This window comes from Solibacillus sp. GQ1 (genome assembly GCF_059758555.1).
In genome coordinates this window covers 1559276-1582500 of sequence record NZ_JCAXEX010000001.1, presented here as the reverse complement: position 1 = coordinate 1582500, position 23225 = coordinate 1559276, and the positions used below count along the sequence as shown (strand labels likewise).

Below are 23225 nucleotides of genomic sequence, written 5' to 3'. Positions count from 1 at the left end.
TATGATTCTCCTTTCATATGTTTTTTTGTTCAACCATATTGTAGCCGAACAATAAAACAAATGCACTGTTTCCGCTTTTTAAACTTGAGGAAATGACAGTAACAGAGAATTATTATGCTATAATATTGTCACAAATGAAAAGGGGATTAACATGCAACAGTTTGTCGAGGATATTTATTTAAAAGGACATAAACAGGCCGTTCTGCTTTTACATAGTTTTACGAGCAATGCGAAGGAGATGCACTATTTGGCAAAAATGCTTCATAATAAAGGGTATACGAGTTATGCGCCAAATCTGGCAGGGCACGGAGCATCACCGGAACAATTATTTGCAAGTTCTATGAAACGCGTATGGGAACATAGCAGACAAGCAGTACAGTTTTTAATCGATGAAAAATATGAAGCGATTACAGTAATTGGCCAGTCATTAGGTGGTGTACTTGGAATAAGACTGGCAAATGAATTCCCTGAAGTGAAAGCTTTATGTATTATTTCTTCACCAGTATTGGAGCGGCCAGTGGAAGGTTTGGAACAGCGTGTCGTCTATTATTCCAAGAGGTATTTACAAAATAGAGGAAGCTCTGAACAGGAACTGCAAGCGTTTTTAGATAATCACTTCCCAAGACCTGCCGAAAAACTGATTGCGCTGCAGCAGTTTATCGTTGAAACAGGCAAACAGCTTCATTTGCTGAAACAGCCTCTTTTCTTGGCAAAAGGTATGCTGGACGAGCCGGTTTTCCATCAAAGCATTGACATGATTGAAAAGAATGCAATTAGCAACGTCATTACGAAAAAACAATACGACAACAGTGGTCATCTTATTACATTAGGAAAAGAACGCCAATTACTGACGGAAGATATCATTCGCTTTATCGAAGGAATAGAAAAAGGAACTGTCTAATTTTTAGACAGCTCCCCCTTGTTATTCTTCTTCGTTGTTAAACCATAGTGGGTCATTATCATCTACATCGCCATTATAATTAATAAAAATCTCTTTACCGGCTTCAATATCTTTATAAGCAAAGAAATCGAATGTTTCGTTGTCGAAATTAATTTCATACGTGGCATTCGGCTCATATGAATGATTAAATAGCATTCCGTAGCCCAACAGGATTGCAGAACGGCCAATGCCAAATTCAAACGCATAATCTGCAAGATTTGTTTTTTCAATATGTTCATGCTGCTCATTTGGATAGCTTAGTACCGGTGCTTGGTGGAATAACGTTCCTTTAGGAATTGCATTAATCGCAAAAATACCGCGATTATATTCCCCATCACTTATCGGGGAATTCTTTACTTCGATCATATTTTTTCGCCTTCTAACTTTTAAGATTCTTTCCTACTGTAACATGTATTATAGAAGAAAGGTTGTTTTATTGCTTATTTACATAAATTATTCATTGAAGGGGTGAAGTTCATGCAAAAACTGCAATTTGAAGCTGCATGGGATAAAACGATTTCAGATCAGGACCGGTTATTAATCGAACAAGCTTTTCAAAAAACAAAAGAACAGGATGAGCATATTTCCTGTTACGTAATTAGAAGGGCCTTGAATCATAGAAAACAGCTGCTCATTACAACGCTTATTCATAACCGGACTGATCAACAACTTAATTTCCATAATAGGGAAGTAAGTATTATAACAGAAGCGGGGAAAATTGCTCAAAATTTTACAATGGATGCACTTGAAATTCCTCCTTATTGTTCAATGCCGTGGACTTTTATTTTCGACGAAAGTATTAATTTTCAATTCACAGAAATAAAACAGATGGATATTGAAATATAATGAGATTGAGGTGAAGGAATCGATGCATGAAATGAATGCAGGAATTTGGCTCACATTCGTAACCCCTATCTTTTTAGTCAGTGCGTTATATTTTACACTGTCATTTTTACAGCACTTGAAAATCGACAATGATCGATTAATGACACAATCGAAGTGGGGTGCAGTCATCTCTTTGGCGATTGCATTAATTGTACCGGCGATTTATCAAATTGTTGTTTATTATCAAGTCATGCATTACTAAACATACCAAAAACTAAAAGACCGCTATGAAAATAGTGGTTTTTTCTTCTTCTAACTTCGAAATCACCCTATAAATCACACAATTAATCTGTAAAAAAATACAAATAAATGCGGTTTTTTACGTTAATTCGCTAAAAGCATACTATTCCAGTATGAATTATTCAAATTAACTATTGACTTTAAATACATGCATCTGTAAACTAACGAATTAAGAATACTGAATTGCAAGAAAATTCTATAACTAGTAAAGGAGAGGTGTTATGGGAGCAGTTGCACATATTGATGAAATCGCGGAAAAGCTTGCCGAACAGTTTGAACAAACAGCAGTAGAAAGAGATAAAATTGGAGGCAATGCTAAAACTGAGCGAGATTTAATTCGCGAAAGCGGACTTTTGAAACTTTTAATTCCGACAGAATACGGTGGTTTAGGTGGGAATTGGTATGATGTGTTTCAAGTCGTTCGGACGATTGCACGTGCGGATAGTTCACTGGCACATGTTATAGGCTATCATTTTATCAATCTTGTTACACCGCATTTATGTGGTTCACAAGAGCAAAAGGAATTTTATTATCGCGAAACAGCTAAGCACAATTATTTTTGGGGGAATGCGTTCAACCCGGTGGCTATTCAACTGAAGGCTGAAAAAACAACAACAGGCTATTTGTTAAACGGCGTAAAAACGTTCTGTTCTGGTAGTGTCGATTCGGATGTATTATTAGTATCGGCGTTAGTGGAAGAGCAGGATGAGCCATTATTGGTCGTTATTCCTAGTAAACGGATAGGTGTAGATATAAAAGGCGATTGGGACAATATGGGGCAACGCCAGACAGACAGTGGAACGATTCTTTTCAACGATGTTGAAGTACATGATGAAGAAGTGTTGCAGCAAGGCTTTTACGCAAGCGAGTTTTCACAGCTGCGTCTGAATATCGCTACATTTATTTTAAACCATGTTTATTTAGGGATTTCAGAAGGTGCTCTTCAATCAGCGCTTACATATACAAGAGAGCAAACAAGACCGCGCGCCGTTACACAGACTTCGGCGATTGAAGATCCGATTATCCAACATCATTACGGCCAGTTTTACGTACAGGTAGAAGCAGCAACCCTGGTTGTGAAAAAAGCGGATCAATTATTACAGGAGCTTTGGGATGAACCTGAAAAGATTACCCCTAAGCATCGCAGTGATCTTGATGATGCATTGCAAACAGCGAAAATCTTCACAACGCAAGTAGGGCTCGATATTACATCAAAAATTTTCGAAGTGATGGGTAGCCGCGCTACTGCAGGCCGTTATGGGTTTGACCGCTATTGGCGTAATTTGCGGACGATGACACTGCATGTTCCGGTTGATACATCGATCCAATCATTAGGTAGAAAATTTCTGTTAGGAGAGTGAGTACATGGTTCAATTATTGGAACGTCCAGTGCCACAACAAACCCCTATATCTACGAAAGATAGTACAGAGAAAAAAACGAAGATTAAAGTCCAGAATATCGATTTCAGTTATGATGCGACGACAAAAATTTTAAACAATATTCAGCTTGAAGTACAAGATGGCGAGTTTCTCGTATTTATGGGACCTTCCGGATGCGGGAAAAGTACATTGCTCAGAATGATGGCAGGGCTTGAACCATTTTCAAATGGCAATATCGAAATAAACGGTAAATCCGTAAAGCAAACTCACCCTGACTGCGGAGTCGTTTTCCAGGATTATTCCTTATTTCCATGGCTGACGGCACAGGCGAATGTCATGCTTGCATTAAAACAGCGTAATAAAAAAATGCCAAAAAAAGAGCTGGCACATATCGCAGAGCAATATTTGACACTTGTCCATTTAGGGCACGCAGTAAAAAAATATCCTGGCCAAATGTCAGGTGGTATGAAACAGCGTGCAGCCATTGCGCGTGCATTAAGCTACGGTTCGGATTTACTGCTGATGGATGAACCATTCGGTGCTTTGGATCCTGTCACACGTATTCAACTGCAGGATCTGCTTGTTCAAATTAGTGCCGAACAAAAACGTACAGTCGTATTTGTTACACATGATGTTGACGAAGCCATTTATTTGGCGGACCGTATTGTCATCTTTGCTCCCGGGAAAAACGGGGCGGTGACGAAAAGCATTCAAGTACCAATTGAGAAAAAAGGGACGGATCGTCAAAAACTATTTGAAAACAAGAAGTTCCGTGCATTTCGTGAATCCCTTTTAAATGAGATGAACGAACAGATCGTCAATAGTTTAAAAACAGAAATAGCAGATGGCGCAGGAATATAGGAGGATCGTTGAATGAAAAAAACAAATCAGAAATGGATCGCTTCACTCGCTTTAACAGTAGGTTTACTTGCTGCATGCGGAGATGATGAACAAATTTCAAAAGGGGCAGCCTCTGACGATTATGAAATCACGGTTGGTTTAAGTCAGTCTGCAGGTGGAACACTTGTCGACATTGCTCATCAGGAAGGCTATTTTGAAGAAGAACATATTACGGTCAATCGTGTTGGCTTTGCAAACTCGGCAGACGGACTGAATGCACTGCAGGCGGGGAAAATTGATGTCGGATTAACATTCGGTACAGCTGGCCCCTTAACGTTTATCGCAAACGGCTCGGATTTCTCCATTATTGGAGGGCATTTGGAGGGCGGACACCCGATTTTAACGAAAAAGGAAAACGCGGGGCAATATACTTCACTTGAAAGCTATAAAGGAAAAAAAGTTGGAACGATCAGGATCTTTACATCGGATATCGTTTTCCGTTCTGCGCTTGAAGATGCAGGTATCGACTGGAAAAAAGATCTGGAAATTGTTGAATTCAAAACAGGTAGTATGCTGCTTGAAGCGGTAGCATCAGGAAAAGTGGACGTTGCAGTATCGGCAAACTCATTCTACGCACAAGCAGTTGATATGGGTCTTGAAGCAGTTGCATGGAGCAATGATTTACAGGAAGGGCATGTATGCTGTCGTGTTGTAACACGCTCGGAATTATTGGCGGAAGAAGACGGGGAAGCATATAAACGTTTCTTAAAGGCACTTATTCGCGCTGAACGTAAAAAGATTGAAGATCCGCAATCAGCAGTAACTGCAGCGAAAGAGTATATGAAAGTCGATGAGAAAGTAATTAATACGATTGTAAACGACAGCCACTCGAATTATTCTTCTGATCCAAGCAGAGAGAAAGTCGTTCAAATGTGGGAGCAAATGAAAGAAATCGGCTATGTTGAAAATGTGGATGATATTGATGTAAACGAATATGTAAATATCGATCTATACGAAAAAGCATTAACTGAGTTAATCGAACAATATCCGGATGATGCTTATTACAAAGATCAGCTCGTTCGTTTTAATGAACAAAACATTTAAGGGGTGGGATGGAATGCTCACATTTTTTAAACGCTATAATCTTACTATTTTGATAGGAATAATATTTATTGCGGTTTGGGCACTTGTCACAAAATATGCGACATGGATCAATCCGGTAATATTCCCGCAGCCTCTAACGGTCGTTGAGTCATTTTCCGCGAAAATCGGGGAGCTATTAACCGGTGTTGTGAGCTCGATGAAACTACTGATACCAGGGTTCTTCGGAGCTTTAGTGACAGGTATTGTAGGCGGTCTGTTTTTCGGATTGAACAAACGGTCACGTGAAATATTAATGCCTTACTTTCATGCACTAAGTCCGATTCCGCCAACGCTGTTCATACCATATGTCATTGCAATTTTACCGACTTTCCAAACAGCTTCGATGTCTCTTATTTTTATCGGCGCATTTTGGCCAGTATTTTTAGGAACGATTCATGGCGTGCTGCTGATTGAAAAGCATTATCTTGACAATGCGAAATCTCTTGGTTTAAAAGGACCAACGTTTTTACTGAAAGTCGTGTTGCCCGCAAGTGCACCCCATATTTTAAGTGGTGCGAGTACATCACTTGGTATGAGCTTCCTGATTTTAACGATCGCCGAAATGTTCGGTGCTTCATCAGGAATGGGCTTTTTCATCCAGTATTACAGTGACTTCTCACAATATCATTACGTGCTTGCAGGCATTATTTTTAACAGTATTATAATTGTCGCTATCATGATTGCATTTGAAAAATTAAAAAAACGCCTGCTGTTCTGGACAAATTTAAAGGCTGATGGTAAATGAAAAGACTTTTACTTACAGTGCTACTGCTTACCGGCTGTAGTGCACAAGCAAATGAAACGCTCGATGTAACATTAAATGCCAGTAAATCTGAGCTCGAAGCATTCGAACCTGTAACGATCACAGCAACCGTAACGTACAACGGTGAACCAATTCAAAACGATGTGGAAATTGAATTCGAACTGATCAATCCAACCGGCAATGCCATTGGTTCCGTGACACCAGATACTAGCGGGGACGGGAAGTTTACGATCGAAACGAGCTTTGACGGTACCGGCACTTATAAAGTGATTTCACATGTTAATTATGGGGAACAGCACGAAATGCCTGAAATCGAGGTGAAGCTGAATTGAGAAAATGGATCCAGTTATCATTATCCGCGGTCCTGATAGTCGCACTAAGCTATGCCATTATTTCAAATACGTCCAAACAGAAGGCAGAAGCGAAAACCGAGGAAATTGTGCTCCAGTCAACTTCCGGTGAGCAATTTGCCATTCCGGATGAAGGCAACTATATCCTTAACTTCTGGGCAACTTACTGCCCCCCATGTGAAAGGGAAATGCCCGCCTTTAAAGCGGCGTATAAAACACTTCAGTCACATAACATAGAGCTTTATGCAGTCAATGTGGAAGAACCGACAAGGCTGGTCAATCAATACTTAACGAAATTCGATTTGCCTTTTCCGATTCTGTTAGACCGTAAAGGGCAGCTGAAAGAAAACTATAAAATTTTAACATTGCCGACGACGTTATTTTTGCAAGATGGAAAAGTAGTACACACCGTAAAAGGTGAACTGACAGAACAAGAATTGCTTACACTTACCCAAAAATTTCTTTATTAAAGGAGAATCTTTCATATGACATTTTTTAACCAGGAAACAATCGCTCTCCATACAGGTCAGACAGTTGACCCGGTAACACGCTCGCGTGCAGTTCCACTGTATCAGACAACTTCGTATGTATTTGATGACACGGAACATGCGGCAAACTTGTTTAAATTACAGGAAAGCGGCTATTTATATTCGCGAAATGCCAACCCGACAAATGCTGTATTTGAAGAGCGTCTTGCTGCATTGGAGGGCGGTGTCGGAGGATTTGCGGTCGCTTCCGGACAGGCGGCAATCTTAATTGCTGTACTGACTGTCGCACAGGCAGGCGATGAAATTGTAGCAACGAACGCCCTTTATGGCGGCACGTATACATTGTTCTCTAAGACTTTGCCTCGCTTCGGTGTAACGGTACGCTTTGTCGAAGGATCTGACTTACAGGAAGTTGAAGCAGCAATCAATGATAAAACACGCGCCGTATTCACTGAAACAATTGGCAATCCGAGTTTGCAAATTGCAGATATTGAAGGATTGGCACAAGTAGCCCATCGCCATGATGTCCCGCTTATTGTTGATAATACATTTGCGACACCTTACTTATCAAAACCGATTGAATTTGGAGCAGATATCGTTGTACATTCTACAACGAAATTTATCGGCGGTCACGGAACATCATTAGGCGGTGCGATAATTGATGGCGGTAAATTTGAATGGAAAGCGCCTCGATTCACAAGCTTCGTGGAACCGAATGAATTAATAGGCAATCGTTCATTTGTTGAAGCTGCTGGAGAAAAAGCATTCATTACGAAGGCACGTTTTGAGCTGGGGCATGATCTAGGCGCCACATTATCACCATTCAATGCATGGCTTTTTATTCAAGGTCTTGAATCACTGGCAGTGCGCGTTCGTCAGCATGTTGTAAACGCACAGGCAGTAGCTGAATATTTAGCAGAGCATGATTTAGTGGAATGGGTAAATTATCCGACACTACCTGGAAATGATCCAAACAATTTAGTAGAGAAATATTTACCAAAAGGGGCGGGGTCAATATTCAGCTTTGGTATCAAAGGCGGACTAGAAGCAGCGAAGGCATTTATTAATAATGTTCAGCTACTTTCACATGTTGCAAATGTTGGCGACTCGAAGTCACTTGTCATCCATCCGGCAAGTACATCGCACTCACGACTATCACCGGAACAGCAATTGGCAAGTGGTGTAACACCGGGTTTGATCCGTTTATCAATTGGTTTGGAAGACATTGAAGATATTAAAAACGACTTGGCACAAAGCTTACAAAAAGCTGCCGAAGTTGCTCAAATAACAAAATAACAGGGGGATTTTAACATGGCGATTGCAGTTGTAGTAAATGATGAAGGTAAAGTAACACCGATTGTGGAAGGAACAATTTTACGTATTATTCAGCAGGACCATACTGTAGAAGATTTGCGTAATCCGGCACTTGATTTAACAGAAGGACGTCGTGGCGCAACATTACGTAAAGCAATTGAACTGGGGGCGACAACTTTTGTTGCACCGCCTGAAACTTTCTGCGAATTATCTTACAAAAAAGCACAGGAAGAGCAAATTTCTTTTATTAACATTCCGGCAAATCAATCATTTGCACAGGTTGCAGAACAGTTGAAATCAGGCACAATTCAACAATCAAACGAATTACCGGCTGATGAAGTAGTAGCAAGTGCACCGGTTACAAAATAAGGGGGAATTAAAATGACAAAAGTAGAGTTTATTACGATGGCGCCAACTTCAGGCGATAGTGAATATGTAGGAAACCAAACGTCAAATAAAGGTGCACAAACATGGTCAGGTGTCGGTGTTGATTCGGATCGTGAACCATCTGTAGATTATATTACAAAAGTGGCACAGGCTGCTGAAAAAGCAGGCTTCTCGACATTATTGTTACCGATTGGCGGAAGCTGTGTAGATTCATTGGTTGCCGCATCGCATTTGACTGCACATACGAAGACATTGAATTACCTGATTGCTGTTCGACCTGGGTCTACTGCGCCTACACAACTGGCAAAACAGTATTCATCAGTCAACTACTGGACGAATAACCGTGTATTTGTCAATGTCGTAACAGGCGGAGCGCCAAAGGAACTAGAAAATGACGGGGACTTCTTATCACATACTGATCGTTACAAGCGTACACGTGAGTATATTGAAATTTTAAAACGCCTGTTTAACGGGGAAACGTTTGATTATAATGGCGAGTTCTACACATTAAAAGGAGCGAACTTACCATTGCCTGTTAAAAATGCACCTCCGATTTTCTTCGGTGGTTCATCACCGATTGCAAAAGATGTCGCAACAGATGTGGCTGACGTCTACATGCTTTGGGGCGAAACATTGGAAACGACAAAAGAAGAGCTGGAAACGGTAGTTAAACTGGCAAAAGAAAAAAATCGCGATCTTTCATACAGTGTTTCATTCCAGGTTGTATTGGGTGAAACAGAAGAAGCTGCGTTTGAAAATGCAAACAAAATTATTAGCCAAGTGGACCCGGAAGTATTGGAAGCAAAACATGCTAATACAGTAAGCAACGGAGCAGTAGGTGTGAGCCGCCTTCATCAGTTGATGCTTGAGTCAAAAGACAATAATTTCGTGATCGCACCGAATATTTGGGCAGGGTTAACACAAGTGTTATCCGGCAATTCGATTGCGCTTGTCGGTACGCCACAGCAGGTAGCGGAGCGCATCGTGGAGTTCGTTGATTTAGGCTTCGACAAAGTGTTGTTACGCGGTTTCCCGCACTTGGAAGTAATTGAAGAGATTGGCGAAAAGGTCATTCCACTCGTTCATGAAATATTGGCTAAGCGCGAAGAACAGTTAGTGTAGGAGGTACGTAAATGACGAAAAAACAAATGAAATTAGGCGTCTTTTTAATGGGTACAGGGCATCATATCGCTTCATGGCGTCATCCGGATGCACAGGCTGACGCAAGCGAAAATGTCGAGTTTTTTAAAGAAGTTGCTGTAAAAGCGGAGCAAGGGAAATTGGATATGCTGTTCTTAAGTGATGGTTTATCTTTTAATGAGCTTTCACACCCGGCAGAACAAGTTCGCTTTGAACCACTTACATTACTAAGTGTCTTATCAACAGTGACTAAAAATATCGGTTTAACAGCTACTGCTTCAACAACATACAATGAGCCATTCCATATCGCACGTAAGTTTTCATCGCTTGACCATTTAAGCGGCGGGCGTGCTGCATGGAATATTGTAACAAGTTACTATTCAGCAGAAGCGAGCAACTTTAACAAGGATCAGCATCTGGATCATTCTCTACGCTATGAACGGGCAGAAGAATTTGTCGAAGTAGTTAAAGGATTATGGGATTCTTATGAAGATGATGCATTGGCACGCAACAAACAGACGGGTGAATATATTACAAAAGGGAAACTGCACACGTTAAACCATAAAGGTGAATATTACGCTGTACGCGGTCCGTTAAATTCATCGCGTCCGCCTCAAGGAAGACCGGTTTTAGTGCAGGCAGGATCATCGGAAGCCGGTACGACACTTGCTGCACAACAAGCGGATGTTATCTTTACAGCACAGCAGACGCTTGAAGACGCACAACAATTTTATAAAAAACTGAAAGACAAGGCAGTTGCTGCAGGCCGTGACCGTGATGATATTAAAATCATGCCGGGCGTATCGATTTACGTGGCGGAAACGAAAGAAAAGGCGTATGCCAAATATGAGGAACTGCAACAGTTAATTACACCGGAAATTGGCCTGGACTTTTTAGCAGACTATTTAGGTGTTGATCTGTCACAACATGACCTGGATGGCCCATTGCCGAAAGATATTCCTCCGACAAACGGTAACCGTAGCCGTCAGCAGCTGATCATCGAATTGGCGGAACGTGAAAATCTGACGATTCGTGAGCTGTATTTACGTATCGCCGGTTCACGTGGTCATCGCATTATTTTCGGTTCACCGAGTGAAATAGCTGATCAGTTAATAGAGTGGGTAGATCAGGAAGCTGCGGATGGCTTCAACTTAATGCCTCCGTATTTCCCGGGCGGTTTTACCGATTTTATTGATTTAGTTATTCCGGAGCTTCAAAAGCGCGGGGTATTCCGTACAGAATATGAAGGTAAGACACTACGTGAAAATTTAGGGATAAAACAAGTCCCATCCCGTTATACTTTACAAAATATTTAGGAGGAGTGAATCATGACAAAAGCGATTTTAATTAATGGGGGAAACAGTGTGACATCCCGATTAACAGGCGTTCAGCAATCAATTGAATCATTGCTTGAGCAGCAGGGCATTTCTCATGAAACAATTCAGGTTCATCAGTTGCCTGCAGAAGACTTAATTACTGCAAACTATGCGAGTGAAGCGATTGCTGAAGAAATTGTCAAAGTAGGAGAGGCCGATATCGTATTTTTCCTTACACCGATCTATAAAGGTTCCTATACTGGCATTTTGAAAACATTCATCGATTTACTGCCGCAAAAAGGGCTGGAAAACAAAATTGTCGTACCAGTTGCAATCGGCGGGTCAATCGCACACTTATTGGCACTGGAATATTCATTGAAGCCGGTCCTTTCGATTTTAGGGGCGACTACAATTTCTAGTCCGATTTATATCGTTGATTCACAAGTAACGAAAACTGACAATGGCTTTACAATAGAGGAAGCAGCAAAAGAACGCATCGAAAAGGTGTGGGAAAGTGTTGCACCCAAAAGTAAAGTAACTGTATAAAATGGACCTCGCGAAGAGTCATTTCCTTCGCGGGGTTTTTTTTATTGAATGAATAACTCTAACTCATTGTCAATTTATGAAGTAACTGCTTTTCATTTACGGCAAAACCGGGAATACTCTCTGTGGATTGAGTTTATTTTAAAAGGAGAGGTTCCTATGAAGTATAAAAAGGTAACAATTGCAGGAAGCGGTGTTTTAGGTAGTCAAATTGCATTCCAATCCGCATTTTTCGGATTTGAAGTAAATGTTTATGATATTAATGAAGAGGCAATTACTAAGGCAAAACAGCGAATGGCCACATTAAAAACAACATATGGCGAATATTTTCAAGACGTTGACCGTGCTGAAAAAGCGTCTGGCAGTCTTCAGTTTTACACTGATTTAACAGAAGCAACAAAAGATGCAGATATCGTTATTGAAGCAGTGCCGGAACGTATAGAAATCAAACAGAATTTCTATGAAAACCTTGGGAAAGTGGCACCTGAAAAAACAGTTTTTGCTTCCAATTCCTCAACATTATTACCAAGTCAATTTGCCGAGTTTACGGGCCGCCCGGAAAAGTTCCTGGCATTACACTTTGCGAACTCTATTTGGCAAAACAATACGGCGGAAGTAATGGGACATCCTGGAACAGATATGCAGTATGTTGAACAAGTGGCAGATTTTGCACGTAATATCGGCATGATTCCTTTTGTGCTGAAAAAAGAGCAGCCCGGCTATATTCTTAATTCATTATTAGTACCATTTTTATCTGCGGCAATGGAGCTTTGGGTTAAAGATATCGCAGATCCGCATACAATCGATAAAAACTGGATGGTTTCAACAGGTTCGCCACGCGGACCATTTGCAATATACGACATCGTAGGGATGGAGACACCGTATAATTTAAACTTAATGCGCGCAGAACATGATCCTGCAGCAAAACTAGTGGCAGAAAAAATTAAACGCGAGATGATTGATCAAGGTAAAATGGGCGTTTCAACAGGCGAAGGTTTCTACAAATACCCGAATCCGGCCTATATGGATCCAGACTTTTTAAAATCGAATTAATACCAAAAGTATGGATAATAACCAAGTCTATCCCGTGAAGGAATTCATACTTCACGGTTTTTTTATTGAACCGGATGAATGCTGATTCTGTAGAGGTATTATCGCAAAAACCGATCCATTTCATTCAAAGAAAATGGATGGGTTTTATGTTATTTCGCCGTATATTTTTTAATCGCTGGGATGATTTCGTTACCGATCAGTTCGATATTTTTCATTACTTTGTCAAACGGTACACCACCAAAATCGATTTGGGCCATGAAGCGCTGCATGCCGAACAATTCGTATTGGTACAGTATCTTTTCAATTATTTGGTTCGGACTGCCGACCATGAGTGCATCTTCCACTTGCGGTGCCTGTTCCACTTGCGGTGCCTGTTCCACTTGCCAGCGCGGATAGCCTTGACCGCGAATCGCCTGGAAACCGCCGCTTAAATGCGGGTGCATCCCATCTACCGCCTCTTTTTCCGTTTCCGCAACATAAAACAGACTCGTCGTTGCAATCGGTAAAGATGCTGCATCAAAACCACTGCGATCTGCTGCTTCGCGGTATGCATCAACAGAAGCTTTAAAGTTTATCGAAGGTCCGCCTAAAGTAGTCAGCATCATGGGAATGCCCATATAGCCGGCTTTTATCGCACTGCCGGGAGGACCGCCAACAGCCCGCCAAATCGGAATCGAACCATTTAAAGGCTGAGGTAAAATATGTGCATCCTTTAAAGTCGGACGAAATTTGCCGTTATAGTTTACAACCGAATTATCATTTAACTGTTTTAAAAGAGCGAGTTTTTCCTCAAAAATTTCCTCGTAGTCACGTAGACTGACCCCGAACAGTTCATGTGCGCCGACCCGTGAACCGCGACCTGCAACGATTTCTGCACGGCCATTCGAAATTAGATCGATTGTCGCAAAATCCTCGTAAACACGGACTGGATCCGCTACGCTTAACACGGTCGCAGAGCTTGTCAGTTTAATGCTTTTCGTTGCCTGTGCAATTGCACCGAGTACGACTGAATGAGCCTGTGTAGTGAAATATTGCTGATGACTTTCACCGACTGCAAATACATCAATTCCTGCCTGTTCCGCTAATTGGCTCGCTTCGATGATTTCCTGAATACGCTGCTGCGCAGGAATACGTGACCCTGTTAAAGGGTTTGGAATGTGGTCACCTAACGTATATAGTCCAAACTCCATCCCATTTTTTTCATTGATTCGATATTGTTCCATGATCATTGCCCCCTTATAAAATAGGCTTTAATTTTGCTGTAATTTCTTCACGCTGTTGTTCCAAAAAATCCGGTAAATCCAATTGTTCACCGAGCGATGCCACATCGCCGTCGCGTAAAAATCCTGGTCCATCCGTCGCAATTTCGAATAAGATTCCATTCGATTCACGGAAATATAAGCTTTTAAAATAAAAGCGGTCGACAATACCCGAGGACATAAAACCTCGAGCTTTTACTTGCTCATCCCAATACGACAGTTCTTCATCATTTTTCACACGGATGGCCAAATGGTGAATGCTGCCGCGACCAGGTTTTTCCGAAGGTCCGTCCTGTTCGACAATGTATATCTCCCCAAACATTTCATCACCGATTGATTGGAGCAGGGCAGTTGTTTCATCCTGCGTTTTCAATTCAAAACCAAAAATTTCTGTTAATGTTCGAACCAGTTTTCCTTTATTCTTCACGGTTATTTCAACAGCTCCCATCCCTTGAATTTGATGTTGAACCGGAACAGGGGATTTTTCATACGTTTCCCAATGTCCTGCTTTCGTATTTGGTGCAGCTATAAGTGCGAAACGTAAACCTTCTTCATCTTCAAAAAGGAGGGCAGGGCGACCTGTAAATGTTGTAATGTCTTCATGTTTAACGCCAAATTCATCCAGACGTTTTGCCCAATACTGAAGGCTATCGACGCTTGGTACAATCAAACCGATTTTTGTAATGGCATTTGTGCCTCTGTGAGTGCGTCCAACTAACGGAATCTCGAAAAACGAAAGCTCTGTACCCGGACTGCCTGTTTTATCACCATAAAAAAGGTGGTACATTGATGTGTCATCCTGATTGACCGTCACTTTAACACGGCGTAATCCTAAAATATCTCGGTAAAATTTGTTGTTTTGCTGTGCATTTTTTGTAATCATCGAAATATGATGATGTCCTGGAATTGTATACATGTTCATTCCTCCAATAATTATTTACAACGCTGTTCGCTATTTTTTTGAACGCGGGAGATCAATTTAAATAAGGTTTTTTGCTCTTCTTTTGTTAATGTTTCATCGAAAAAAGACGTTTGAAAGGCAAGTTGCGCGTCGAACGCATTGTTTAAAAGTACATTACCTTTTTCAGTTAATGATATATATTTTGTTTTCCAGTCTGGCGCTCTCATGATCAGCTGTTCTTGCTCAAGGCGTGCCAGCATGCGTGAAATCCCACCTTGTGTTACCGTCACTTTTTTTGCAAGCTCCGATTGGGTAATTGGCTCAAACAAAGAGATTTGCATAAGCACATCGAATTGCGCTGTTGTCAAATCAAATTGCTTTAAAAATTCATTCGAAAGGTTATTACTTTCATGGGTAAAGCGCATCATTCGAAGCCAAATAAGTGATCCTAGTGTATTTCTTTTCATCTGTACACGTCCTTTCTTAATTATCACTTTACTACTCAACTGATTAAAGGACAAGAAAAATATCTCGAATTCAAAATAAATATTTATTGTAACTATTTTCCTTTTAGTTCGTCTATAGATAAAGGATTCGAAAAACTATTCAGTATTAAACTTAAACATGTAGAAGGGGAATATAATGAACAGACTACTCGCATTTAGCTTATTGCTACTATTGACCGGATGTCAAGATAACGAACAAGCGGGGACAATTAATCAACAGGAAATCGAACCCATACAAACCAATCGTGTAATTGATCAACATGGTCAGGTGGAAAATTTGGAGTTATTCCATCAGTTTTTAAAAGCTACCGACGAAAATAAACAAACATCATTGGAGATGACGCGCTATACGATAGAGGGGGCACCAATTTACTGGAAAGTTGATTTTCAAGAAGGGCAATATAAAATCGAAGTCGATAATCGAGAAGATAATTTTGGAAGTAAAAATACTGAAAATTATACATGTGATAAATTAAGTAAAGATGTTACAGGTTCTTTAACTGATTATAATTTTAAATCATGTGAAGGAGGCTTTGAAATCAATTTATTATCGGTAATAAGTGAATAAGCACATAACAAAAAGCCGACAAAATCCGTATCAGGAAATTATGTCGGCCTTCAAACTATTTAATTTTACTGGCGATTTCCAATGCCTGTGTAAAATCTTCTATCAGATCATCTTCATTTTCCAATCCGACTGAAAAGCGCAGCAAACCATCAGTAATTCCGCGTTTTGCACGTTCTTCGGGCTCCATCGCTGCATGACTCATTTTGGCAGGGTACGATAAAATTGATTCAACACCACCAAGACTAACCGCAAATACCGGAATTTTCATCGCTTCGACAAAAGCTTTTGCAATCTCATAATTCGGTAAACTAAACGATAAGACCGCACCCGCTGAAGTTGCCTGTGCTGCATGAATTTCAAACCCCGGGTGAGTAGGGAGTCCAGGATAATAGACTTTTTCCACTAACGGATGTGCATGTAAAAATTGTGCGATGCGCATTGCAACACGTGATTCCTCGTTAAAACGTACAGCCGTCGTCTTCATATTTTGAATTAATGTGTAGCAATCCTGCACACCTAGTACAGAACCGAATGAATTTTGAACGAAATATATTTCATTGCCCAGCGCTTCATCTTTTGTTACTACAAGGCCCGCTACTATATCGGAATGTCCTGATAAAAACTTCGTTGCGGAATGAATCACAACATCGACACCTAATTCGAGCGGTTTTTGATGCAGCGGTGTCATGAACGTATTATCTAAAAACGTGAGTGCACCGTGTTGTTTTGCAATTTCAACTACTTCACGAATATCCGTGATGCCTAATGTAGGATTCGAAGGTGTTTCCATATAAATTAATTTCGTTTCAGGACGTACAGCTGCTTTTACTGCTTCAGTATCTGTAAAGTCCACAAATGTATGGGTAATCCCGTAGCGCGGCAATACTTTTGTAACGAAACGGTACGTACCACCGTAAACATCTTCGGTAATGACAATATGGTCGCCTGCAGATAAAATCATAAAGCAAGCTGATACAGCTGCCATACCAGTTGCAAATGCAAAACCTCGATTACCGCCTTCAAGTTCGGCAATCGCTTTTTCCAATGCGGCACGTGTCGGGTTTCCCGAACGAGCATAATCATATTCACCAAATTCATCGATCGATTCCTGATGGAAAGTCGATGATAAATACATTGGTACGTTTACAGCACCTTTTTTATCGGCATAGCCTTCACGGATCGCCCCATGAACTAATGCTGTTTCAATGCGGTTTGTCATGCAAATTCACCTCGTAACGAATCGAAAACTTGCTTTAAGTCAGCGATTAAATCTTCTGCTTCTTCAATACCTACCGAGAAACGAAGTAATCGGTCACAAACACCTCGTGCAACACGTTCATCATATGGCATATCGGCATGTGTTTGAGTAGCAGGATAAGTAATAAAGCTCTCAACGCCGCCAAGACTTTCTGCAAATGTGATCAGTTTGATACCTTTTAAAAACGGGTTGACCATTGACGAATCTTTGACACGGAAAGACAGCATACCGCCTTTTCCTGTATACAGTACATCTGTCACGAGAGGTTCATCGGCTAAGTATTTCGCCACTTTTTTTGCATTCGCATCATGCTGTTTTAAACGTAAATGCAATGTTTTCAGTCCGCGAATGAGCAACCATGAATCCATCGGCGAAAGCACCATACCAATCCCGTTATGGTAGAATGCTAACTTTTCACATAATTCAGCACCCTTTGCTACGACTAGACCTGCCAATACATCATTATGTCCGCCAATATATTTTGTTGCACTATGTAAAACAATATGTGCACCTAATTCAAGAGGACGCTGGAAATAAGGAGTGTAGAATGTATTGTCAACAATTAGCAATAAGTTGTGTTTTTCCGCCAAAGCCGCATATTCCACAAGATCGATTTCCTGCATTAACGGATTTGTCGGAGTTTCGATAAACAATGCTTTCGTATTTTCATTGATTAACCTTTCAACTTCTTCAACATTAGTAAACGGAGTATAAACCGGTTTAATATTATAGTTTTCCGCAAATGTTTTGAATAGACGATATGTTCCGCCATATAAATCTTCCGGAACGATTAATTCATCGTTCGGTTTAAATAATGACATGACAAGTTGTACTGCCGCCATTCCGGAACTGCAGGCAAATCCAGCATCGCCGTTTTCCAGCTCTGCGATTCCTTGTTCAAGGATTGTACGAGTTGGATTTTTTGTACGTGTATAATCATAGCCTGTCGATTCACCAATGCCCGTATGCTGATATGCTGTCGACATATAGATCGGCGGGTTAATCGCACCTGTTTTGGCATCACTTAAATTTCCGAGCTGTACTAATTTTGTTTCAATTGAACGTTGTGACATGAATACACTTCCTTACATGAATTTACTAAACATTTCGAATGAATCGAGTATTACATCAATTTATCATGAACAGATCAAAGGGACAATAGGAGAAACGAGTATTAAGTAGAATAGGGGATTAATTGAATTAAAATATAAAAAATCCTAGAATACATTTGATTTGTAAACTAGGATTAGATATTTTTATTTAGATTGCTCTTTTTTTAATAAATCACGGATTTCTTTCAGCAGTTCTTCTTTAGCATCCAGTTCCGGTGTCGGTTCTTCGGCAACTTGTGCTTCTTTTTTACGGTTCAGTTTCGTCAGTAATCGTAAAGCCATAAAAATAGCAAATGCGATAATAATGAAATCGATAATCGATTGAACGAATACGCCTAGCGCAACTTGTGCTTCACCTGGTCCAAACTTCCATTCGTTTGTCAGATCAATTCCGCCTGTAAGCATACCGACAAGTGGCATAATAATATTTTCAACCAATGATGTAACAATTTTACCGAATGCTGCACCAATAACAACTGCAACCGCTAAATCGATAACATTGCCCTTCATCGCAAATTCTTTAAAATCTTTCCACATAATATAAAACTCCTTTTATCTTTTTTAAACAAAGTTTAATTTTATACATTGATATTCTAATTTTCAACAGTGAAAATTACCTGCTTTTTTAGTAGAATGAAAGTTAACAACATTATTTCGTTTTAAAGATTGGTGGCTTATATGGCAAAAAGCAAGAAAAAGAACCCTTTACTCTCTCCAAAAACTAAAATAGTATTAATTATTTTGCTTATCCCCATCACTTTAATAGTTTATATTGTCGCTTATTTCAGCTGGCAGCAACTCCGTGGTTGGCCATTTACTGATAAAACAGTGTACCAGCAAATTCAGGAACAATTTGATTTGGAAATTCCAATCGAATATATCCCTGTTTACGTCGCAGCCGAACAGAAATACGGTGTTCCATGGACGCTTTTGGCAGCACATCACCGCGTAGAAACCCGTTTTTCCACAATGAAAACACTTATTTCACCGGTTGGCGCAGAAGGACACTTTCAGTTTATGCCTTGTACATTTGTCGGCTGGCAACATCCTTCCTGCAAAGATTTAGGGCTGGGGGACATCCCGGATCATGATAAAACGAATCCAGCGATCATAAAAAAATATGGGGGGTATGGGGTAGATGCGAATGGCGACGGTATAGCAGATCCATTTGATATAGAAGATGCCGTATTCAGTGCAGCCAAATTTTTATCCATTGCCGGTGTAAATGATGGGCAATTGAAAAAAGCGATTTTTCAGTATAATCATAGTGATGATTATGTGGAAGACATTTTATACTACTATAAGATGTACCGGGATTACGGCAATCAGTTGAAACAAATTGCTCTTGAAGAGGACAAATAAAAAAAGTGTGACGTAACGTCACACTTTTATTCCAGATGCAGATTTCCAATTAAGTCGCTTTACGCATTGAGCGCATGATAAAGCTTACGATAAAGATTAAAACAATGGCACCGATTAATGCGGGGAATACATAGAAATCTGAAACTTTCCAGCCCCAGTTACCTAAAATCATGCTACCAATCCATGATCCGACAATACCTGCAATAATGTTACCGATAATGCCACCAGGTACATCCTTACCTAAAATGACACCCGCTAACCAACCTAAAATACCTCCGATAATTAAAAACCAAATGAAACTCATCATACTTTCCAACTCCTTTGTTTAAAATTATTGAATAATAATTGCATCTAGTTATTTATTTCCTATCAGGCAAAAGGTTAAACATTTTTTTAGCTGGAAGTTTTTAAGCAGATCCGGAAATTATGGAAGTAAAATTACTTTATATTGAATAGTAATTAGGTAATGTATTTAATTTTATATAATTGATGCACCTAAACATGATTTAAAATGACCAAGTGCCCATTTATGACCGATTTCATTAAAACTCGCAACGGCATGTTCAGGAATCGTAATTTTATAGCCTAAATTATAGCTGTCCACTGCGGTATGCAAAATGCAAATATCAGTACATACTCCAACAAGTATAACTTCCTCCACATTGCGTTCACGAAGTAAAATATCCAAATTCGTCCCTGCAAAAGCACTATAACGGGTTTTATCAAATGAAATGACGCGATCTTTGTATGTTTCATATTGATCTTTTACTGAACCATAAAGTTCACGACCTTTAGTTCCTACAATATTATGGGCCGGAAATAATTTTGATTCTGGATGATATGGATCGTTTTCCACATGTAAATCATTAGCGAATACGACAACATCATTTTGTTCAATAAACTGTTCTATTAAAGTCCTAATATTATTTTCTATTGCCTGTCCCGGTTTACCGCAAGTCAGTTTTCCATCATCCGCTACAAAATCATACGTGTAATCAATTACAATTAAAGCTTTTTTCATCCGTATTTCACTCCTTATTAGTTGTAACGTTATTATGCCATGGTTAATGAAAAAATGTAGGTAAAATAATTAATTAAACATTCTAAATATTTTGATTTTTAATGTTTGATGATGTATAGTTAGGTTATCAAATAAATGGGGTGATTAATATGGATATGGCAATAAAGAAGAAGCTGGACCGTCAAGGGTTAATTTTTGTAGGAATCCACAGTTTAATCATTTTGAATTTTGCTATTGAATTATTATTACTCTAATAGATTACGATACTTAATAGAATCTAGCCTGAATAGGTGCTAGGTTCTTTTTTATGGAGAAAAAGATTCGGACTCAATAATTATGTACAAAAAATTTTAAAAATTCAATTTTTATAAAAAGTGTGACGAAAGAGTAAAAAAGCAACATCAATAAGGATGAAAGCGATTGCATTAAATTCAGACTTTTTGAATTGTATAAAAAATTCAAAAAATAGTGTTGACGTTCTAGTTCATTTCGTACTATGATAACAACAATTTAGTACACCACATCACTCAAGCGACATTTTGATGTGAGCTTGCAAGGTGTAAAACATTCGATACTTTCTGATTATAAAATTTCGAATATTCGAAATTTATATGAAAAATCGAACATATAAAAATACAGCTAGAGTAAAAGCATTACGTTGAGGGGCGTTTAAAATGAGAAGTGATATGATTAAAATGGGAGTGGACCGAGCTCCACACCGTAGTCTTTTATACGCTACAGGTAAAGTAAAGGCGAGAGATTTAGAAAAGCCATTTATCGGTGTATGTAATTCTTATATTGATATTATTCCAGGCCATGTCCATTTGCGAGAATTCGCGGACGTAGTAAAAGAGGCCATTATTGAAGCAGGCGGAATTCCATTCGAATTCAATACAATTGGAGTCGATGACGGAATTGCAATGGGTCATATAGGGATGCGCTATTCATTACCATCACGTGAGATTATTGCCGATTCAGCTGAAACGGTAATTAACGCACACTGGTTTGACGGAGTGTTCTACATACCAAACTGTGACAAAATTACACCAGGTATGTTAATGGCAGCTGTTCGTACAAATGTTCCTTCAGTATTCGTATCAGGAGGACCAATGGAAGCAGGTACTTCTTCTTCAGGTAAAACATTATCATTAACGAGTGTTTTTGAAGGGGTCGGTGCACATAAAGCAGGTACGATGACGGCTGAAGAGCTCCTTGATATCGAGAACAATGCATGTCCAACATGCGGATCTTGTTCGGGAATGTTCACAGCTAACTCAATGAACTGTTTAATGGAAATGCTAGGATTAGCATTACCGGGTAACGGTACAATCGTTGCAACAAGCGAAAAACGTAAAGAACTGATTTACGAAGCAGCGAAACATTTAGTACGCATGATTAAAGAAGATGTAAAACCACGCGACATTGTTACAAAAGAAGCGATTGATGATGCTTTTGCTCTTGATATGGCAATGGGCGGTTCTACAAATACAGTGCTTCATACACTGGCAATCGCCAATGAAGCAGAAATTGACTACAACATTGAAGATATTAATAAAGTAGCAGAACGTGTTCCTTACATTGCAAAAATTATGCCGGCATCGGACATTTCGATGGATGACATTGCAAAAGCTGGCGGTGTTCAGGCGATTATTAATGAATTAACAAAAATTCCAGGGGCAATTCACCCTGACAGACCAACAATCGCAGGTGTTTCAATGCGAGAGCTTGTGAAAGACTATGAAATTACGAATGATCGTGTCATTCGCACAAAAGATAATCCATATAGTGCTGTAGGCGGACTTTCCGTATTATTCGGAAATATTGCCCCTGAAGGCTCGGTAATTAAGGTCGGTGCGGTTGATCCTTCTATTAAAACCTTTACAGGCGAAGCGATTGTATTCGAATCACAGGAAGAAGCACAGCAGGCAATCGATGACGGCGTAGTACGTGAAGGACATGTAGTTGTCATTCGCTATGAAGGTCCAAAAGGCGGGCCAGGTATGCCGGAAATGCTGGCACCAACTTCTGCGATTCAAGGGCGCGGGCTAGGAACGAAAGTCGCACTCATTACAGATGGCCGTTTCTCAGGTGCATCACGCGGCATTTCAATCGGCCATATTTCTCCGGAAGCGGCTGAAGGCGGTCCAATCGCATTAGTCGAAAATGGCGATACAATTATTATTGATTTGCCAAGCAGAACAATTAATTTACAAGTTTCCGACGAACTTCTTGCAGAGCGTCGTCAAAACTTAAAACCATTTGAACCAAAAATTAAGCGCGGCTGGTTGGCACGTTACTCTGCATTAGTAACAAATGCTTCCCAAGGCGGCGTAATGAAAATATAATCTGAATATATTAAAACGTTGATGAGGTTAAAGGATATAGAGTCTTGTATTTACCAGAGAGCCGGTAGTGGTGGAAGCCGGCGATACAACTATATCCGACATCCCCTCGGA

27 protein-coding genes are annotated in these 23225 nt (G+C 40.0%); 18 read left to right on the top strand and 9 right to left on the bottom strand.

What is annotated here, in order from left to right:
* Positions 1-151 precede the first annotated feature (151 nt).
* A complete protein-coding gene (locus AC6CH1_RS07920; protein WP_498316978.1) occupies positions 152-901 on the top strand; it encodes an alpha/beta hydrolase in 750 nt (249 codons plus the stop codon).
* A 21-nt stretch (positions 902-922) separates the two neighbouring features.
* On the opposite strand, the gene AC6CH1_RS07915 is transcribed toward AC6CH1_RS07920, so the two are convergent.
* On the bottom strand, positions 923-1306 hold the full coding sequence (locus AC6CH1_RS07915) for an SET domain-containing protein (protein WP_498316976.1): 384 nt from the start codon (positions 1304-1306) through the stop codon (positions 923-925).
* Between the two features lie 111 nt (positions 1307-1417).
* Between AC6CH1_RS07915 and AC6CH1_RS07910 the strand changes: the two genes are divergently transcribed.
* The 14 genes from AC6CH1_RS07910 to AC6CH1_RS07845 all read left to right on the top strand — a co-directional run bounded on the left by AC6CH1_RS07910 (position 1418) and on the right by AC6CH1_RS07845 (position 12782).
* Positions 1418-1786: an SLAP domain-containing protein gene (locus AC6CH1_RS07910; protein ID WP_498316975.1), complete on the top strand. Its 369-nt coding sequence runs from the start codon at positions 1418-1420 to the stop codon at positions 1784-1786.
* 22 nt (positions 1787-1808) lie between these two features.
* Entirely contained in the window at positions 1809-2027 is a 219-nt protein-coding gene (locus tag AC6CH1_RS07905; protein ID WP_251687684.1) for a hypothetical protein, read from the top strand.
* Positions 2028-2286: 259 nt separating this feature from the next.
* Positions 2287-3426 carry an acyl-CoA dehydrogenase family protein gene (locus tag AC6CH1_RS07900; RefSeq protein WP_251687687.1) on the top strand — a complete coding sequence of 380 codons (1140 nt, stop codon included), beginning with the start codon at positions 2287-2289 and terminating at the stop codon, positions 3424-3426.
* A gap of 4 nt (positions 3427-3430) precedes the next feature.
* Positions 3431-4306, top strand: coding sequence for an ABC transporter ATP-binding protein (locus AC6CH1_RS07895; RefSeq protein WP_498316973.1), 876 nt, complete (start codon positions 3431-3433; stop codon positions 4304-4306).
* A gap of 12 nt (positions 4307-4318) precedes the next feature.
* Positions 4319-5389 carry an ABC transporter substrate-binding protein gene (locus AC6CH1_RS07890; RefSeq protein ID WP_498316972.1) on the top strand — a complete coding sequence of 357 codons (1071 nt, stop codon included), beginning with the start codon at positions 4319-4321 and terminating at the stop codon, positions 5387-5389.
* 13 nt (positions 5390-5402) lie between these two features.
* Complete coding sequence (locus AC6CH1_RS07885) at positions 5403-6173, top strand: ABC transporter permease (protein WP_251687692.1); 771 nt, start codon at positions 5403-5405, stop codon at positions 6171-6173.
* Positions 6170-6523, top strand: a complete 354-nt coding sequence (locus AC6CH1_RS07880; RefSeq protein ID WP_498316970.1) for a FixH family protein — start codon at positions 6170-6172, stop codon at positions 6521-6523. Before AC6CH1_RS07885 ends, AC6CH1_RS07880 begins: the two co-directional genes overlap by 4 nt.
* Positions 6520-7011, top strand: coding sequence for a redoxin domain-containing protein (locus AC6CH1_RS07875; protein WP_498316969.1), 492 nt, complete (start codon positions 6520-6522; stop codon positions 7009-7011). Before AC6CH1_RS07880 ends, AC6CH1_RS07875 begins: the two co-directional genes overlap by 4 nt.
* 15 nt (positions 7012-7026) lie before the next feature.
* Complete coding sequence (locus AC6CH1_RS07870) at positions 7027-8325, top strand: O-acetylhomoserine aminocarboxypropyltransferase/cysteine synthase family protein (RefSeq protein ID WP_251687698.1); 1299 nt, start codon at positions 7027-7029, stop codon at positions 8323-8325.
* A gap of 15 nt (positions 8326-8340) precedes the next feature.
* Positions 8341-8712, top strand: coding sequence for a chemotaxis protein CheY (locus tag AC6CH1_RS07865; protein WP_498316967.1), 372 nt, complete (start codon positions 8341-8343; stop codon positions 8710-8712).
* A 12-nt stretch (positions 8713-8724) separates the two neighbouring features.
* Positions 8725-9852 carry an LLM class flavin-dependent oxidoreductase gene (locus AC6CH1_RS07860; protein ID WP_498316965.1) on the top strand — a complete coding sequence of 376 codons (1128 nt, stop codon included), beginning with the start codon at positions 8725-8727 and terminating at the stop codon, positions 9850-9852.
* A gap of 11 nt (positions 9853-9863) precedes the next feature.
* Positions 9864-11186 (top strand): LLM class flavin-dependent oxidoreductase, encoded by a 1323-nt coding sequence (locus AC6CH1_RS07855; RefSeq protein ID WP_498316963.1) that lies wholly within the window; start codon positions 9864-9866, stop codon positions 11184-11186.
* A 12-nt stretch (positions 11187-11198) separates the two neighbouring features.
* The gene (ssuE, locus tag AC6CH1_RS07850) at positions 11199-11732 is read left to right on the top strand and encodes an NADPH-dependent FMN reductase (protein ID WP_498316961.1); all 534 of its coding nucleotides are present in this window, start codon (positions 11199-11201) and stop codon (positions 11730-11732) included.
* A gap of 135 nt (positions 11733-11867) precedes the next feature.
* The gene (locus tag AC6CH1_RS07845; protein WP_498317754.1) at positions 11868-12782 is read left to right on the top strand and encodes a 3-hydroxyacyl-CoA dehydrogenase; all 915 of its coding nucleotides are present in this window, start codon (positions 11868-11870) and stop codon (positions 12780-12782) included.
* Between the two features lie 149 nt (positions 12783-12931).
* On the opposite strand, the gene AC6CH1_RS07840 is transcribed toward AC6CH1_RS07845, so the two are convergent.
* The 3 genes from AC6CH1_RS07840 to AC6CH1_RS07830 are packed head-to-tail and all read right to left on the bottom strand — an operon-like array spanning position 12932 to position 15409.
* Positions 12932-14005 carry an LLM class flavin-dependent oxidoreductase gene (locus tag AC6CH1_RS07840; RefSeq protein WP_498316959.1) on the bottom strand — a complete coding sequence of 358 codons (1074 nt, stop codon included), beginning with the start codon at positions 14003-14005 and terminating at the stop codon, positions 12932-12934.
* A 13-nt stretch (positions 14006-14018) separates the two neighbouring features.
* Positions 14019-14957: a ring-cleaving dioxygenase gene (locus AC6CH1_RS07835; protein WP_498316957.1), complete on the bottom strand. Its 939-nt coding sequence runs from the start codon at positions 14955-14957 to the stop codon at positions 14019-14021.
* A 17-nt stretch (positions 14958-14974) separates the two neighbouring features.
* Complete coding sequence (locus tag AC6CH1_RS07830) at positions 14975-15409, bottom strand: MarR family winged helix-turn-helix transcriptional regulator (RefSeq protein WP_498316955.1); 435 nt, start codon at positions 15407-15409, stop codon at positions 14975-14977.
* A 175-nt stretch (positions 15410-15584) separates the two neighbouring features.
* Here AC6CH1_RS07830 and AC6CH1_RS07825 point away from each other — a divergent pair, with 175 nt between their 5' ends.
* Complete coding sequence (locus AC6CH1_RS07825) at positions 15585-16016, top strand: DUF4362 domain-containing protein (RefSeq protein WP_498316953.1); 432 nt, start codon at positions 15585-15587, stop codon at positions 16014-16016.
* A gap of 55 nt (positions 16017-16071) precedes the next feature.
* On the opposite strand, the gene metC is transcribed toward AC6CH1_RS07825, so the two are convergent.
* The 3 genes from metC to mscL all read right to left on the bottom strand — a co-directional run bounded on the left by metC (position 16072) and on the right by mscL (position 18923).
* A complete protein-coding gene (gene metC / locus AC6CH1_RS07820; RefSeq protein ID WP_251687717.1) occupies positions 16072-17235 on the bottom strand; it encodes a cystathionine beta-lyase in 1164 nt (387 codons plus the stop codon).
* Positions 17232-18347, bottom strand: a complete 1116-nt coding sequence (locus tag AC6CH1_RS07815) for a methionine biosynthesis PLP-dependent protein (protein WP_498316951.1) — start codon at positions 18345-18347, stop codon at positions 17232-17234. The genes metC and AC6CH1_RS07815 overlap by 4 nt, the downstream gene beginning before the upstream one ends.
* A gap of 183 nt (positions 18348-18530) precedes the next feature.
* A complete protein-coding gene (gene mscL, locus AC6CH1_RS07810) occupies positions 18531-18923 on the bottom strand; it encodes a large conductance mechanosensitive channel protein MscL (protein ID WP_427709716.1) in 393 nt (130 codons plus the stop codon).
* 141 nt (positions 18924-19064) lie between these two features.
* Between mscL and AC6CH1_RS07805 the strand changes: the two genes are divergently transcribed.
* Positions 19065-19748: a lytic transglycosylase domain-containing protein gene (locus tag AC6CH1_RS07805; protein ID WP_498316949.1), complete on the top strand. Its 684-nt coding sequence runs from the start codon at positions 19065-19067 to the stop codon at positions 19746-19748.
* A 49-nt stretch (positions 19749-19797) separates the two neighbouring features.
* Here AC6CH1_RS07805 and AC6CH1_RS07800 read toward each other — a convergent pair whose 3' ends face one another.
* Both AC6CH1_RS07800 and AC6CH1_RS07795 read right to left on the bottom strand, forming a co-directional pair.
* Complete coding sequence (locus AC6CH1_RS07800; protein ID WP_251687726.1) at positions 19798-20055, bottom strand: GlsB/YeaQ/YmgE family stress response membrane protein; 258 nt, start codon at positions 20053-20055, stop codon at positions 19798-19800.
* 171 nt (positions 20056-20226) lie between these two features.
* Complete coding sequence (locus tag AC6CH1_RS07795) at positions 20227-20769, bottom strand: cysteine hydrolase family protein (RefSeq protein WP_498316948.1); 543 nt, start codon at positions 20767-20769, stop codon at positions 20227-20229.
* A 674-nt stretch (positions 20770-21443) separates the two neighbouring features.
* Here AC6CH1_RS07795 and ilvD point away from each other — a divergent pair.
* Complete coding sequence (ilvD, locus tag AC6CH1_RS07790; RefSeq protein WP_251687729.1) at positions 21444-23114, top strand: dihydroxy-acid dehydratase; 1671 nt, start codon at positions 21444-21446, stop codon at positions 23112-23114.
* Positions 23115-23225: the final 111 nt, after the last annotated feature.